Genomic DNA, 14,049 nt, shown 5'->3' with positions numbered 1-14,049 from the left:
CGGCGTCCGTCAGAGGGGCGCCAAGAAGTGGGCCGCGGGCTTTTCGAATGCCTCGCCGAGGAGTGGGATGGGAGGCGTTCCGATGAGGATCGTCTGCGGGAACCGACCGCCGACGCGTGGAGAACGGTGAAGTGATGTCCGAGTCTGACTCCCCCTCAGCCGCTCGTGTCGTGGTCGGAGTGAGCGGCTCCGTGAGCAGTCTTACCGCCCTGTGCCGGGCCGCCGACGAAGCACGGCACAGGGGTGCCGAGTTGTGGCCGGTGCTGGCCTGGGAGCCGCCCGGCGGGGATCTCTCCGCACGTCGTTCACCGGCGGCGTCCTATCTGGTCGAGGAGTGGAAGCGGCTGGCGCGGGAGCGGCTGGTCACAGCGCTCGTTGACGTGTTCGGCAGCACGGGCACGGGACTTGCGGCGGAGGCCCTAGTTGTCCGAGGTTCCCCGGGCCGGGCCCTGGTCGAGATCGCCGACCGCGAGGACGACCTTCTCGTCGTCGGCGCGGGCCCTCGCGGCCGGCTGCACCGCGCCCTGTGGCCGTCCGTCAGCCGCTACTGCCTCGCGCACGCCACCTGCCCCGTCCTCGCTGTGCCGCCGTCGCCCTTGGAGGCCGAACTGGCCGCCGCGCACCGCCGGAACGCCTGGCGCCTGCGGCTGGACACCGGGCACGTGGAGAAGGAGTTCGAGACCGTGCCGCCTGATGCCTGAGTGCCCGTTTCTCAACCTCCGGTATGGATCTTTGGGTGGGTCCAGTCTGGTTTGGTGGCCGAGATCAACGGGCCTGTACGCGGGCGGCGTTGTCCGGGCTGCGGTGACTGGCTGAGTCCGGGCGCCGGGCCGCGGGCGGTGTTCTGCTCGGGGTGTGTCGTTCCAGGCAGTGGCGCCGGTTGCGGCGGGTGAAGCTTTGTACGGCCGCGTTGGAGCGGGACGAGGGCCGGCGGGTGTGTCCGGTGTGCGGGGCAGTCTGGATGGCCGGGGTGGATCACCGCAGCAGTGCGGTGTACTGCTCGGCCTGGTGCCGCCGCAGGGCGTGGGTGGTTCGGAGGAAGCGTTCGTCCAAGCGTTGGGATAAACGCTTTGGTGAACGGTTCATGTGTCCGTTCTGCTTTCGAATGGTCAGTTGCTGTCATTGCTGGTGTTGGATCTCGAAACAGGTTGACTCTGGCGGGAGTTGGGCCGGGGTGTTGTCGCCGGAGGTCCGGTCTGCCGGACCCTTGCCCGTGAGAGATGGTGAGGCGTCATGACCACCGCGACGATCGGCCACATAACCCGCGAGCGCTACGAGCAGATCATTGCCGGCGACCGGGAACTGGTCGGGCAGATGCAGCGCATCCAGTTCACCATCGGGGACCACGCGCTGGAGATCGAGCCGATGCAGCCGCTTGGCAGCGCCCATCCGGCCCCGGGTGAGGACCTGTTCAGCGTAGAAGCCTCCTTGCAGACCTACGCCGATGACCTAGGTCTGGCGCTGAGTACGGTCCGCAACTACCGGTTCACCGCCCACCGCTGGCCCGGGGAACAGCGTCGTCAGGGCGTCTCCCACAAGGTCCACTGCATCCTCGCGTCCATCGGGGACGACACCGAGCGCTTCGAGGCGATCGGCGCCCCTCCGCTGGACGAGCCCTCCCGGATCCGCCGCTGGTCGTGGATCATGAGGGCCCGCCGTCACTGCCGGGACTACGAACGCCTCCCCGAGATGAGCGAATCCTTGATCACCTGGGCGGCCATCACCTTGATGACCAGGCGCCTCACCCGCCGCACGGCCCGTCCCGCCGAACGGCGCGACACCACCCCGTATTACCTCGCCCAGGCTGCATGAGCAGGCCAGCCTGTCAATGCTGCGACATGACTACCGCTCGCACGAGTGAAGGATCGGGTGCGTGGACGTTTCTGCATCCGCTGTGTTCCTACGGTGGTGGGGCGTTGCCCCAGTCCCCGGTGACGGTCCGACGACCGCGAACTCCCCTACAGAGTGGGTCTCACGTCAGGAACCGCCATGGGCATCCAGGAGACGAATACGCCTTCGGGGCAGCGCCGGAATCACCCGGTTCCGGGGAAGCTGCCGGTGCCGGGCCGGCACGCGCGCAGTTACCTTCTCCGCGGTGTCACCGTGGTCGAACTCCACGGAACTATCGACTTGAGCAGCATCCCTGAGATTCAGGCGCATACCGATGCCGCGACCATCCGGTCGGGTGTCCGTGTGGTCGTGGACCTGCGGCCGGTGGAATTCCTCGACTGCTCCACGCTCGGTCTGCTCTGCCGGACCCGACGCCGGGCCCTGGAACGCGACGGCCGCCTAGCAGTGGTCTGTGTCCGGCCCTGGCACCTGCGGATCCTCAAGGCCGCCGGGCTCCTCACCCTCTTCGAGCCCGTCGCCACTCTGGAAGACGCACTGGAGGATGGACAGTGAACCCCCACCAGCTCCCGGTATGAAGATCACCAATGCGTCCCGCCGTCTTTCCCGGCATCGACTGAATCGCGTGCTGCCCTCATTGCCCGGACCCGGTATAGGCTCCCCGGCAGGGCCTTCGCACGTTTCGCCTGCTCCGGTCGGCGACGGGCTACCGGTCCGCTTCTTTCGGCCCCCAGCCCCCGGGTCGCAGTGACTGTCTGACCACTGTGAGCGGCTGGAGCCGCATCGCCGACAACGCAGCTCCAGCCCTTCGTCCTACCCAGCCTTTTTCGAGACCGGGATGTACTCCCGCGCATCCCGGACGGGTGGTGAGGACGGTCAGCGCGAGACGGCGACGGGAGGGGGAATCCGGCGCTGCCTTCGCGCTCTCAGCCGCCGTCCGTGCTCACCAGCCCGGACGGCGGCTGTCGGCCATTCCACCACCCATGCCCCCGACCGGAGCACCCTTTTGATGACAAAAGGTCGACGGGAAGGCGAGATGTGGCTTTGTAGGTGAGTCGACTCCAGTTGTAGGCGAGTTCTGGGTTCTGACACAGATCTTGGGGAGCGGTCGCGGAGCGTTACTGAAGCAGGATCATCTTGCGGAGTAGTTCGAATCCGGCTCGTCCGTAGAGCTGCCTCTTGATCTTCTTGATGCGGTTGACGGCGCCCTCGGTGCTGCCGGAACTCCACTCCAGGGTGAGCCCAGCGGTTACGGCGCCGAGGTCTCGGAGCATGTGGAGCGCGAAGCCGGTGAGGCCGGGCAGTTGACTGACGGCGACGGCGTCGATCCAGGCAGGGAGTCTGCCGCCGAGGCGGCCGGTGAGTATCTCGCCGAAGTCGCGGACATGCCCGGCTGCCGTGTCCAGTTCGCGACAGCGCGCCAGGACGTCCTTCAAATCTGCGCGGTCCTCCTCGCTCAGGGCCGTGGGGTGGCGGGTGAGCCAGCCAGTCACCTGCCGCACCGTCGGTGGCGGGGGTGGTGTGCCTGGCGGGGCGGTGCGCAGGTTGGCGATGTGGGCGCGGACCATGGCGTAGGTGACGGGGGCGTCCTCGGCAAGCAGTTCGCTGTGCAGCTGGGTGACGCTTGTGCATCCCGCGGCGAACCGTCGCTCCAAGTAGGGCTTGTAGGGATCCAGCCTGCTGGGCCGGGGCCTGTTCTCGCGGAAGGTGTCCTGCCAGCGTGCGGCGGCCGCGTACCGGAGCACGCGTTGAGACCCCAGCCCAGGTGCCGGGCGATCGCCCGGCGGGAGTGGCCTTGGGCGAGTAACTCGTGGACCAGGGCGTGTGCGGCCTTCTTGCGCTCGGCCCGTCGGCCGACAGGATCCGGGTCGGGAAGGCCCGCGTCGCCTTGCAGCGTGTCAACGTTCGACGGCTCGGGCGACGTCGGAGCGCGCAGACACTCACGGTGGGCGGCGACACAGGTCTCCACTGCACGGCCGAGGCCTTGCCACAAGTGAAACCGGTCAGCAACCTGGAGAGCTTCGGGGGCGCCGCGTCGGGCACCCTCGGCGTAGGCACCTGCCCGGTCCCGACAGATGATCTCCACGCCCGGGTGGCTGGTCAGCCACCCGGCCAGCGACCCCGCTTCGCGTGTAGGGAGCACGTCGACCACGCGATGGGATTCTCCGCAGGTCAAAACGGTGGAGTACGTCTGTCCCCGGCGGATCGCGAAGTCGTCCACGCCCAGCACGCGCGGCGTGCTGAACTGCGGATCGGGCAGCGACATGACCCTGCGCAACAAGGTCATCCGTCCTGCGCCGAAGCCCAGTTGGGCGGCCAGCCGGGCGCCGGCCCGTCCGGCCAGCGCGAGCCCGACTCGCTCCAGGACGTGGTTGAGCCGAGTGGTGAACCGTGAGTACGGGGCGGTCAACTGCGTGAACGGCTCGGCGAACGTGCGGCGCCGACAGTCAGCCGCCCCACAGATGAAACGCCGGACTGTCAACAGGATCACGACGCTCTGCTCACCGAGCGGGAGATCCTTCAACCTGCGCTGATAGCAGTCGTGCACCCGGTCCGAGAATCGACCGCAGTCCGGACATGCCGCCTCGGCCGCCCGGCCTCTCGCCACCACATCGACGGTGCCGAAGGCAGAGGTCACCCCCTCGACGTCCACGTCGTCGATCCCGGCGAACACGAGGGAATCCCAGAATGGTGCATCAAGTTTCATAACAGCACCGTCGTCGCGTGGGGACCACCTGGGGGTGCTGGGTGGCCGCAGCGACTGCGCCACTTCCCGGGCTGGCACTGGTCGGCAACGACCAGGCGTGGCTGCACTGGCACGACGGTGAGTGAGAGCGTCGGCACGCTCCGGGCTATTTCGTGCGGCGCGCGGAGGCTCAGGGGTGGTGGTCGATGCTCACGTCCGCCGCCGCGTGACAAGGACCCTTGACGTTAAGACAAGTCACCTTTACGTTTGCCGCATGGAGAAATCGCAGGAGAACCGCCAGAGCCGAAGCGACATAGTCCGCGCCCGCGCCTGGTTCCTCGACTGGTTGCCGGCCGTCATCGGCCTCGTGTTGCTCAGCCTGATCTCGGAGTTCGGCCTCTTCGGTTCGGCGGGCTCATGGAAACTGTTCTGGTCGCTGCTGAATCTCACGCCGGCGCTGTGGGTCGTCCGGGCCGTGATCAGGAGCCTGCGCCGCGCCGACGAGTACCAGCGCCGTTGCCAGCTCGAGGCTCTGGCGATCGGGTTCGGCGTGCTGGTCATGTCGATCCACACCGTCGGGCTTCTCCAGGCAGCCGGCGTGGGCGACCTGCGGCAGCTGGTCCAGATCAGCTTCATCGTGAGCATCCTGATCTGGATCGCAGCCCTGCTGTTCAAGACCCCGCGAACCCGATGAAGAACCGGCTCAGGGAACTGCGGGCGATGCGTCGTTGGAGCCAGGCTGACCTCGCCGACCGCCTCGGCGTCTCCCGGCAAACGGTCTACGCCATCGAAACGGGCCGCTACGACCCGAGCCTGCCGCTCGCGTTCAAGATCGCCGCCGTGTTCGGCGAACCGATCGAGGATCTTTTCTCCCCGGACGAGGACACGGACTCCAAGCCGTGAACGCCGGGAGGCGTGCAACCCGGGCAACTGAGGCTGCGGTCTGCGGCTCCTGACACGTCCCTCAGGAACACCAGCAACCCCCATATGATCGTTCGCCATCCAATCCAGTCGATGCAGGGCAGCGCGACCCGAGCGACTGACTTCGCTGTCAAAGGACAACCAAGGTGACGCTCCGCGACCGCTCCCCAAGATCTGGCTCTGTCGCTGATTTGGGGGTGTCAGCCGGTTGATCAAGGTGACAGGAGGATGCGGCGTCGCAGGAGGTCGAAGTTGGCCCGGCCGTACATCTGTCTCTTCAGCAGCTTGATTCTGGTGACGTTGCCTTCGACTGCTCCCGAAGTGTGGGTAGTGGTCAGGGCGGCGAGTACGGCTGCGCGGTCGCGGCGTATGCCGGCGGCGAGGGTACGGAGTTCTCGTTGTCCGTCGAGGCGGACGTCGGCGAGCCAGACGTCGAGGGCCAGGTGCTCGCTGCGGCGTTCGCGCACCATCGAGGCCAGGCGCCGGGCGTATTGGGTGGTCGTGGCCAGTGCGGGGCTGCGTTCGCATAGTTCGTCGAGGCATTTGCGTTCGGTGTCGGTGAGTTGCTCGGGCCGGCGCATGATCCAGTCGGTGACCCGGCGGACGGTCACATGGGGCAGCGGGGCATCTGTCGGGATCGTTCCGGTGCGGTAGGGCCGCAGGTGGCTGCGGACGGTGTTGACGTCTCTGCGGTAGCCGATCTGTTGGATCTCCCGGGTGAGTGCGGCAGCGTTGGTGCATCCCTCCATCCAGCGGTGATGCAGGTAGAGCCGGTAGTCGTCGACCATGCTCGGGCGGTCGGTTGCCGCGCCAAGAAGTTGTTGGACATCAGCGGCCCGGGCGAAGCGCAGGACGGTGCCGCGGCTGAGGTGGAGTTCACGGGCGATGGCGCGCAGGCTGTCGCCGCGTTCGATGCGTTCGTGGATCTGCTGGTGGCGTTCGCGGGTGCGGGCCACCAGCGGTCGAGGCCGTCCGTGCACGTCCAGTTCACCCAGGGCGGTGTGATGGACGTCCGCGGGTGGGCGGGTGTCGTCCTGGTCGGCGTGGACAGTGAGGGGTTCGCGCAGGTTGGCGCGGTGTCGTCCAACGATTCGTTCGACGGCTTCGGCGAGGTTGTGGAGCAGGTGCCAGGCGTCGGCCACTTGCCGGGCCTGTGGCGCACCGGCGTGGGCGCCGTCGCGGAAGGAGCCGGCACGGTCGCGGCAGACGATCTGGACCTCAGGGTGCTCGCGAAGCCAGGCCGCGAAGGTTTGCGCGGTGCGGTCCGCGAGGACGTCGACGGGACGGTGGGTGTTCATGTCGACGAGGATCGTCGCGTAGGTCCGGCCGCGGCGCACGGCGAACTCGTCGACGCCCAGACACGGGACAGATTCCGGCGCCGGGACGGGCAGTGCGCGCAGCAGGCGGAGCAGTGTGTCCTTGCCGGTGGTCACAGCCAGGCGACCGCACAGATTGGCTCCCGCACGTCCGCCCAGAAACAAGGCGATGTCGGTGAGTTGAGTGGTGAGCGCGTTGGTGCGGCGGGCATGTCGATGCGTCAGGTCCGGTATCTGCTCGGCGAACGTCCGACGCCCGCAGCTGCCGTTACCGCACACGAGACGGCGTGCCCGCAGATCGAGCCGCGCCTGACGGCCGGCGACGGGACGGTCTGCCAGACACCGCTGGTAGTAGCAGTGCACACGCGAGGATCTCCATCCACATCCCGGACAGGCGGCCGACCCCACCGTGGACCGCACAGTGAGCCGGACCTCGGTGTCCCCAAGAACCACTGCTTCGACAGACGCCCCAACCCCCGGAAGAAGAAGGTCGGCGAGGCGAACCACATCCCCCACACCCAGGTGATGCCCACCGATCCTTGATCGTCACCACCCCCAAATCAGCGACAGAGCCCGGAACTTGAGCCAGAACCAAAACTCGTGAATATCACCCGACCGTGGATCTGGGTGCCTCCCAAACCCATGAACAACTGACGGCACTACTCGTGAATAAAGCCAGTACGGTCCACAGCCGCGGGCCAGCGGCTCAGCGTCGGTTCGTCGAGCAATCCCGGGACCCGGGCAAACCCCGGGCCCGCGAAGGCATGAACGTACTGGTCAATCTCGCTCTTTGGAAAGAATGGAATTCCGTAAGGATTCGTCGGCACGGTAATTGAGGAAGAGGCTGTCGCTGTTTTATCCGACGCCGTCCAGTGTACGGGAATCAACTGTAACCGTGCATCTCCGGCTGGTGAACACCGCGCGGAAACCGAAAATGATGTTTGACAATTGGTAGTCAGCGGCGCATTTGGTGGTTCCGGAAACTGTCGAAAATATTCGACGAAAAGGAAGCGGAACCGGGGCGACCTAAAAAGTCACGCCTCGGATGTCACCGTTTCCCGCCGGACGGCGACCGACAGGGCTGCCACCCCCGTCAGCGCGGCCGCCGCCGTCAGCGGCAGGACCGCCCACCAGCCGACCAGGTCCTTCGAGGCCCCGAACAGGGGCGGGCCCATCAGGGTTCCGACGCTGCCCATCTGGGTGACCATCCCGGTCGCCCTTCCGGCACCGGACACTCCCGCCACCGACGGCAGAGCCGAGAACACGCCCGCGACCACGATGCCGTTGACCACCATGAGCAGCGTGGCCGCGACGAAGCACCACGGCCACGTGGGACCGAGGAAGACTCCCGCGCCGAGCAACGGCATGGCCAGCGCGGAGGCGAACAACGACGTGTGGCGGACCCCGCGCCGTACGAGAAGTCCGGCGGCCACGCTGCCCAGGATGCTGGCGGCCGCGACGACCGAGGTCAGGGCGCCGGACCGGCCCTCGGGCAGACCCCTTTCCGTGGACAGGAAGGTGGGCAGCAGCGTGACCGTCGCCAGTCCGACCATCGACACGAGTGCGAAGCCCGAGGCCAGGGACCACACCGATCCGGAGATCCGGCCGGTGGACGGGACGGCCGCAGCGGCAGCCGTCCCGTCCTGGCCGGTCCACAGGGGGACCGCCCAGCGCACCGCCACGGCCAGAAGAATCGCGGCCACCGCCGGTACCGCGATCCAGGCCCGCCAGCCGGCCCCCGCCATCAGCCCGCCCGCCGCGGCCGCTGCGGCGAGCCCTCCCGGGATGCACATACCCCACAGGGCCAGTGCCCAGGATCGCAGGTGGGCGTCCGCCACCTGGGCCAGCAGGCTCGGCCCGGTGACCATGATCGCCACGTATCCGACGGCTTCCAGCAGGCGCAGGGCGAACAGTTGCCAGGCCATGTCGGCGAACGCCGACATGGCGAGCCCGCTCAGCCCCGTGGCGACCAGCCCCAGGGCGAGCACCGAACGGGCCCTGGTGGCGCCGGCCCATCGGCCGACCGGTGTCGCGGCCGCTGCGGCTACGACGGTGATACCGGACGTCAGCCAGCCGGCGTTGGTCAGGGACAGGTCGAATCCTTCACGTACCCGGTCCAGAAAAGGGGAGAATTTTCCGAGGGCCACGGCGGCCACCGTTCCACTGGCCAGAATTACCGTCACCGATGTGCGCTCCGACATACGGACGAGACCCTTCCAAATATCGTCAATACCCAGGAGGCACGACCTCTGTGACGAGGCCCGATCCCCAGCCGCTGCGGCGTCGCCCTGAGGGATCCTCACACACTCCGGTAGACCCGGGAAGTCCGTGGATTCTATCCCCGTTGTGAGGGTTCGGGAAGGCCGGGATCGACCATACGGTTTTCGGTCAACTCGATCCGGCCGGATCCCGATGCTTGACGGCGAATGAATCAGCCACCGAGGATGAGTCGTGGAATATTGAATCCTTTCAGGATCCAACCTCAGGGAGTAAAGGGTGCAGCACCCGCAGCTCGTCACTGCTTTCTCCGAACCGATATTGGCTCGTGACAGGCTTCTCACAGCTTTCCGGCACCGCATCGAAAACGTTCCGTCCCGGGGATCGAGTTTCTTCATTCATCTGAGCGAGCTGTGCCCGGTGGCCTGCGAGCACTGCATGTATTCGTCGGACCTGGAACGGAAGTCCGACAAGACGGCGCTCTCGAAACGAGAACTTGAGGGCGCGATCAGGTTCATATCGGAATCGGAGTCACAGAAGCTCAACATCACCGGCGGCGGGGAGCCCTTCCTCAAGCTCTCCAGCATCCTGCGGCTGCTGGAGACCGTAGAGGTCCCCCGGATCGAGATCGTCACGGCCGGCCACTGGGCCATGACGCCCAAGCGCACGGCGCGCATCATGGGCCAGCTCGACGCGGCGAGGTCGCGCAATCCGGGCAACCCCGAACTCATGCTGCGGCTGAGCATCGACCGCTACCACCTGAACGCTCCCAGGCCCGTACGGATCGACTACTACGGCAACGTGCTGCGGTGCTGGGCGGAGACCGGACCGGGCTTCTCGGTGGGGCTCAGGAGCATTCAGCCGGACATGGGCATCGCGGACCGGATGATCGCCGACGAGGTGGGAGCCGTGGTCCAGAAGGTCGACGACTGGAACCGCCTCCTGGTGCTGCCCGACGGCAAGACCGTCCCCGTCACCTTCAACGTCTTCCGGCGCAGCGGGAAGGCGCTGAATCTGACGGAGGACCACAAGGGCGCCACCAAGACACTCCGCGAGTACTACGGACCCTTCGAGACGAAGCCGGGAAACCTCTCTCTGGCCACGGCCGTGAACGACGCGATCCGCGGCGAGTACGCGGCCAGTACGGGACTCGCCGTCACGCTCAACTCCGACGGCACGTTCTGGATCTTCTGCGGCACCGCGCCCGACCGCAAACTCCTGTTGGGCAAGCAGAGCTTCGCCGAAGCAGTGGCCTACTTCTTCGAGGACCCCATCACCCACCTGCTCGTCGACGAGGGCGTGTGGGCACTGTCCGACCTCATCATGGACCTCGCCCCGAAGACCCACGCCGCCGCGCTGGCCAAGAACGACTCCGCGTCACTGGTGGACGACCTGCTCGGCCCCGACGACGTGCGGTTCGCCGTGACGCTGACGGCGGCTCACGACCTGGTGGTCCGCGGGCGCGCGACCGTGGATCCGGAGCATTCCCTGGCGGGCATCCTGTCCGATCCGGCCGCCGACCTGGCGGCAATGTGCCGTGACGTCATCCTCGAACGCGGGAGCACGCCGTGACCTTCCTGGTGGAAACCGCGGACGACGAGAAGCGATACGCCCGGCTGGCGCACCTCACGGAGCCCGGCGAGGTGCGCCAGGAACTCGTCGAACTGAGCGGCGTCCTGGGCCGGCGGACCGCCGACATCGTCACCGAACGCTTCGGCCGGTCCCGGCACGTGCTCTGCGTGATCGTCCTGCGGGGCGGAGCGCTGATGTACCCCGGCTTCGTCGCGGCCTTCCCGACGGCGGACTTCTGCGTGCTCGGCATGCGCCGCGCCGCCGACCGGGACGCCGTCCACCACGAGTACATGACCGCCGTGCCACGCGACGCGTACGAGGTGACGGTCTACATCGACTGCATCTCGGCCACCGGCGGCACACTACTGGCGGTCAGGGAGGTGATCGCCGCCCACTGCGCCACCGGTCACGAAGTGGCCGCGGTCGTCAGCGGCGCCGCCGCGGGTACGGATGTGCTGCGCCAGGCGGGGATCAACGTCGTCGGTTTCAGCCTCTACGAGGATCTGGACGGTCCGGTGGTCCTGCCCGACATGGGAGCGCTGGACGCCGGTGACCTCTTCAGCGGTGTCGCGCCGTACCCGCCGGGCGACGGATCGCCACGGTGACGCGGGAGATCTCCGGGGCGGTCGGCGAACCGGACGGCTCCCTGCTCCTGACGAACGCCAGGCTCCTCGACGGCTCCCTCGCAGACGTGCTGCTGGAGGCCGGACACGTCCGCGCGGTCACGGCGGCTGGGGCACCACGTACGGGTCGCGTGCACATGGACCTGTCCGGTCACCTGCTGCTGCCCGCCCCCGCCGAACCGCACTGCCACTTCGACAAGGTCCTGCTCGGCGGGCTGGGCGGTGCGCGGGACGGCGGCGATCTGGACGCCGCCGTGGCGGCCTGGTACGCGGCGCGGGCGTCGGTGTCCCGCGCCGACGTGCGCGAGCGGGCGCTGCGCGCCGCCACCGAGCTGCTGTCCGCCGGCGCGACAGCGATCCGTACCCATGTCGATGTCGGGGTGACCATCGGGCTGAGGATGGTCGAGGCCCTGTCCGAAGCGGGTGACCTGCTCTCGGGGAGACTGTTGCTGCAGACCGTGGCGTTCGTGGACTTCCCCGTCCGTGGAAGCGCCGGCGCGGACAACAGGGCCCTGCTGGCGGCGGCCTTGGAAGCCGGCGCGGACGCGGTGGGCGGCGCCCCTTACCGGGACGAGAACCCGGCCGCGTGCCTGGACATCCTGATGACCATGGCGGCCGAGTACGGGAAGCCGGTGGACCTGCACGTCGACGAGAGCCTGGACCCGGCCTCGGACACCCTCGGCGAACTCGCCGAGTGGGTGCTGAAGAACGGTTTCCCGCACGGAGTCACGGCCGGCCACTGTGTGAGCCTCGGCGTACAGCCGCCGAAGGCGGTCGAACGGACCGCCGCCCGGGTGGCGGAGGCGGGCATCTGTGTCGTGACCTGTCCGCAGACGAACCTCTACCTGCAGGCACGGGGGCATCCGAACCCCGTGCCGAGGGGGCTCACCGCGGTCCGGGAGCTGCGCGCGGCCGGTGTGACCGTGGCGGCGGGCGGGGACAACGCGCGGGATCCCTTCAACCCGCTGGGGCGGTTCGACCCGTTCGAGGCCGCCTCGCTGCTCGTCCTCGCGGGCCATCTGTCGCCGCGTTCCGCCTACGACGCCGTCAGCGGCGACGCACGCAGGGCCATGGGCCTCCCGGTCCCGGCAATCGAGCCCGGGGGGCCGGCGGAACTCCTGGCCGTGCGGGCCCTCACCCTGGAGGAGGCCATGGCGAACGGCAGAGCTGACCGGATGGTGTTCCACCAGGGCCGGCTCGTCTGCCGCACCCGCCACGAGTGCTTCCTGCCCAACGGCCTGCCGGGCACGGGAGGATGACAGGGAGATGAAGGACGGAGGACGGGCGGCGAGGCCAGGAAGGTGTCGTGCGGGTCGTCGCGGTGCTCCTGGGCACGTGCTCATCGGCGGACCATGGCCAGCCGGGTCGTCGGTCAGGAGAGGCGGCGACGGTCCACCTTGCCGCTGGTCGTCTTCGGGAGCGTGTCCACCCGTACCCAGTGGCGGGGGACGAGGGACGCGGGCAGCTTCGCGAGCGCGGCCCTGCGCAGGTCCGCATCGGTGACCGCGACGGAAGCGACCACGTAGGCGTGTAGCCGGTCGTGCCCCCGGACGCTGTCGACGAACACGGCGCAGCCCGTGACGCCGGGCAGGCTGCCGACGACGTTCTCGATCTCGTCGAGTTCGATGCGCACACCCGACAGCTTGACCTGCCGGTCGGCGTGCCCCAGACAGTGGGCATGGCTGTCCGAGAAGACCGTCAGGTCGCCCGTGCGGTCGAGCCTGCCCGTGGGGGAGCCCGGGTCGAACGGTGCGCGGCAGAACGCCGCCCGGGTCAGCTCCCCCGCAGCTGTTCTTTGCTCACGGCGAGCACACCCCCGCCCAACGCGCCGACATCTTCACCAACTTCCGTGCCGCCGAGTCCGCGATCCTGGCCAACTCCCACTGACCGCCGGCGGCATCGACATCCCCAGCGTCGACGCCGTCGTCTTCGCCGACCCCACCCGCAGCGTCATCCGCTGCGTCCGAGCCCTCGGCCGCGCCCTCCGCCTGGACGTCTCCGGCAAGACCGCGAGCCTCATCGTCCCCGTCCATATCCCGCCCGGAGCCGACCCCGAGAACATCCTCGGCACCGCCTACGAACCCGTCTGGGCCATCGCCACTGTGCTCGCCAGCCACGACCACCGCATTCTGGAACGCCTGGTGGACAAGGCCAACCGCCTCCTGCGTGAGACCAGTCAACTGATCGAACACCGCTGGCACTTCGACTTCACCGTCCACCCCGAACGCATCGCCCCGCGCCATGGACCTGGCTGCCTTCGACCCCTGCGACGCCACCTCCCGTCCCGCCGCGCCGGACTCGCCGCCGCCCAGGCCTTCCACGACCAGTACGGCCACCTCAACGTCCCCGCCGACTACACCGATACCACCGGCGACGCCCTGGGCTGCTTCATCACCGGCATGCGCGACGCGGTCACCGCAGGCCGCCTGGACGCCGCCCGGAGAGCCGAACTCGGCTCCCTGAACATGATCTGGGACAAACACGAAGCCGCCTGGCGCGCCCAGCTCACCACCGTCGCCGACTACCACCCCCCCGCCGGAGCCTTTCTCGCCGAGCGGCGCTCGCCGGCAACCCGCGGCGAACTCACCCTCGCCCGCGCCGCAGACCTCACATCCATCGACCCCAACTGGCGACTGCCGCACGGCGCCGTCTGGCACCGCAAATACAACCTGCTGCGCGCCCACCTCACCGCTGGAAACGACCCGACCGCTCTACGTCCCGACACCGTCCTCGGCGCCGTCAGGATCGGCACCCGGCTGGGCCGCCAGCTCACCCGCTGGGCCGACCTCCACCCCGGCCGGCAGCACCTCCTCACGGAGATCGGCCAGCTGCGTGGTACCGCGCAGCGGCCTCCGTGAGGAGACCC

Annotated in this window: 12 protein-coding genes and 2 pseudogenes; 9 read left to right on the top strand and 5 right to left on the bottom strand. The window is 68.3% G+C overall.

Annotation, left to right across the window (positions count from 1 at the left end):
- Positions 1 to 134 precede the first annotated feature (134 nt).
- From ACNFOC_RS11700 to ACNFOC_RS11690, 3 genes and pseudogenes are all read left to right on the top strand, one after another.
- Positions 135 to 701, top strand: coding sequence for a universal stress protein (locus ACNFOC_RS11700; RefSeq protein ID WP_416959028.1), 567 nt, complete (start codon positions 135 to 137; stop codon positions 699 to 701).
- A gap of 532 nt (positions 702 to 1,233) precedes the next feature.
- Positions 1,234 to 1,749 (top strand): annotated as a pseudogene (locus ACNFOC_RS11695) (DUF6192 family protein); the annotation flags it as partial.
- Positions 1,750 to 1,989: 240 nt separating this feature from the next.
- A complete protein-coding gene (locus ACNFOC_RS11690; RefSeq protein ID WP_416959027.1) occupies positions 1,990 to 2,403 on the top strand; it encodes an STAS domain-containing protein in 414 nt (137 codons plus the stop codon).
- Positions 2,404 to 2,966: 563 nt separating this feature from the next.
- Here ACNFOC_RS11690 and ACNFOC_RS11685 read toward each other — a convergent pair.
- Together ACNFOC_RS11685 and ACNFOC_RS11680 are read right to left on the bottom strand one after the other, a co-directional pair.
- Positions 2,967 to 3,593: a transposase gene (locus ACNFOC_RS11685; RefSeq protein ID WP_416959026.1), complete on the bottom strand. Its 627-nt coding sequence runs from the start codon at positions 3,591 to 3,593 to the stop codon at positions 2,967 to 2,969.
- Positions 3,594 to 3,835: 242 nt separating this feature from the next.
- Positions 3,836 to 4,555: pseudogene (locus ACNFOC_RS11680) on the bottom strand (ISL3 family transposase); the annotation flags it as partial.
- 253 nt (positions 4,556 to 4,808) lie between these two features.
- Here ACNFOC_RS11680 and ACNFOC_RS11675 point away from each other — a divergent pair.
- The gene (locus tag ACNFOC_RS11675; RefSeq protein WP_329263290.1) at positions 4,809 to 5,228 is read left to right on the top strand and encodes a hypothetical protein; all 420 of its coding nucleotides are present in this window, start codon (positions 4,809 to 4,811) and stop codon (positions 5,226 to 5,228) included.
- Entirely contained in the window at positions 5,225 to 5,437 is a 213-nt protein-coding gene (gene relB, locus ACNFOC_RS11670; protein WP_033327906.1) for a type II toxin-antitoxin system RelB family anti-toxin, read from the top strand. Before ACNFOC_RS11675 ends, relB begins: the two co-directional genes overlap by 4 nt.
- Positions 5,438 to 5,667: 230 nt before the next feature.
- On the opposite strand, the gene ACNFOC_RS11665 is transcribed toward relB, so the two are convergent.
- Both ACNFOC_RS11665 and ACNFOC_RS11660 read right to left on the bottom strand, forming a co-directional pair.
- The gene (locus ACNFOC_RS11665; RefSeq protein WP_416959025.1) at positions 5,668 to 7,191 is read right to left on the bottom strand and encodes an ISL3 family transposase; all 1,524 of its coding nucleotides are present in this window, start codon (positions 7,189 to 7,191) and stop codon (positions 5,668 to 5,670) included.
- A gap of 614 nt (positions 7,192 to 7,805) precedes the next feature.
- Positions 7,806 to 8,972 carry an MFS transporter gene (locus ACNFOC_RS11660; RefSeq protein WP_416959023.1) on the bottom strand — a complete coding sequence of 389 codons (1,167 nt, stop codon included), beginning with the start codon at positions 8,970 to 8,972 and terminating at the stop codon, positions 7,806 to 7,808.
- Between the two features lie 295 nt (positions 8,973 to 9,267).
- Between ACNFOC_RS11660 and ACNFOC_RS11655 the strand changes: the two genes are divergently transcribed.
- From ACNFOC_RS11655 to ACNFOC_RS11645, 3 genes are read left to right on the top strand one after another with little or no spacing between them, the layout of a single operon-like run.
- Complete coding sequence (locus ACNFOC_RS11655) at positions 9,268 to 10,560, top strand: 4Fe-4S cluster-binding domain-containing protein (RefSeq protein WP_416959022.1); 1,293 nt, start codon at positions 9,268 to 9,270, stop codon at positions 10,558 to 10,560.
- Positions 10,557 to 11,165, top strand: a complete 609-nt coding sequence (locus ACNFOC_RS11650) for a uracil phosphoribosyltransferase (RefSeq protein ID WP_416959020.1) — start codon at positions 10,557 to 10,559, stop codon at positions 11,163 to 11,165. The genes ACNFOC_RS11655 and ACNFOC_RS11650 overlap by 4 nt, the downstream gene beginning before the upstream one ends.
- A complete protein-coding gene (locus ACNFOC_RS11645) occupies positions 11,162 to 12,442 on the top strand; it encodes an amidohydrolase family protein (RefSeq protein WP_416959019.1) in 1,281 nt (426 codons plus the stop codon). Before ACNFOC_RS11650 ends, ACNFOC_RS11645 begins: the two co-directional genes overlap by 4 nt.
- A gap of 113 nt (positions 12,443 to 12,555) precedes the next feature.
- Here the strand turns inward: ACNFOC_RS11645 and ACNFOC_RS11640 are convergent, their stop codons facing one another.
- Positions 12,556 to 12,816, bottom strand: coding sequence for an AMP-binding enzyme (locus tag ACNFOC_RS11640; protein WP_416959017.1), 261 nt, complete (start codon positions 12,814 to 12,816; stop codon positions 12,556 to 12,558).
- A gap of 76 nt (positions 12,817 to 12,892) precedes the next feature.
- Here ACNFOC_RS11640 and ACNFOC_RS11635 point away from each other — a divergent pair, with 76 nt between their 5' ends.
- Entirely contained in the window at positions 12,893 to 14,041 is a 1,149-nt protein-coding gene (locus ACNFOC_RS11635) for a helicase associated domain-containing protein (RefSeq protein WP_416959015.1), read from the top strand.
- The last annotated feature ends 8 nt before the right edge of the window (positions 14,042 to 14,049 follow it).

This window comes from Streptomyces colwelliae (assembly GCF_048158785.1).
Classification (GTDB): domain Bacteria; phylum Actinomycetota; class Actinomycetes; order Streptomycetales; family Streptomycetaceae; genus Streptomyces.
This window is presented reverse-complemented; position numbering and strand designations above follow the sequence as displayed.

Excerpts from the sequence above, each read along its gene's own strand:
- ACNFOC_RS11660 (WP_416959023.1), bottom strand. The coding sequence starts at position 8,972 with ATGTCGGAGCGCACATCGGTGACGGTAATTCTGGCCAGTGGAACGGTG.
- ACNFOC_RS11700 (WP_416959028.1), top strand. The coding sequence starts at position 135 with ATGTCCGAGTCTGACTCCCCCTCAGCCGCTCGTGTCGTGGTCGGAGTG.
- ACNFOC_RS11675 (WP_329263290.1), top strand. The coding sequence starts at position 4,809 with ATGGAGAAATCGCAGGAGAACCGCCAGAGCCGAAGCGACATAGTCCGC.
- ACNFOC_RS11690 (WP_416959027.1), top strand. The coding sequence starts at position 1,990 with ATGGGCATCCAGGAGACGAATACGCCTTCGGGGCAGCGCCGGAATCAC.
- relB (WP_033327906.1), top strand. The coding sequence starts at position 5,225 with ATGAAGAACCGGCTCAGGGAACTGCGGGCGATGCGTCGTTGGAGCCAG.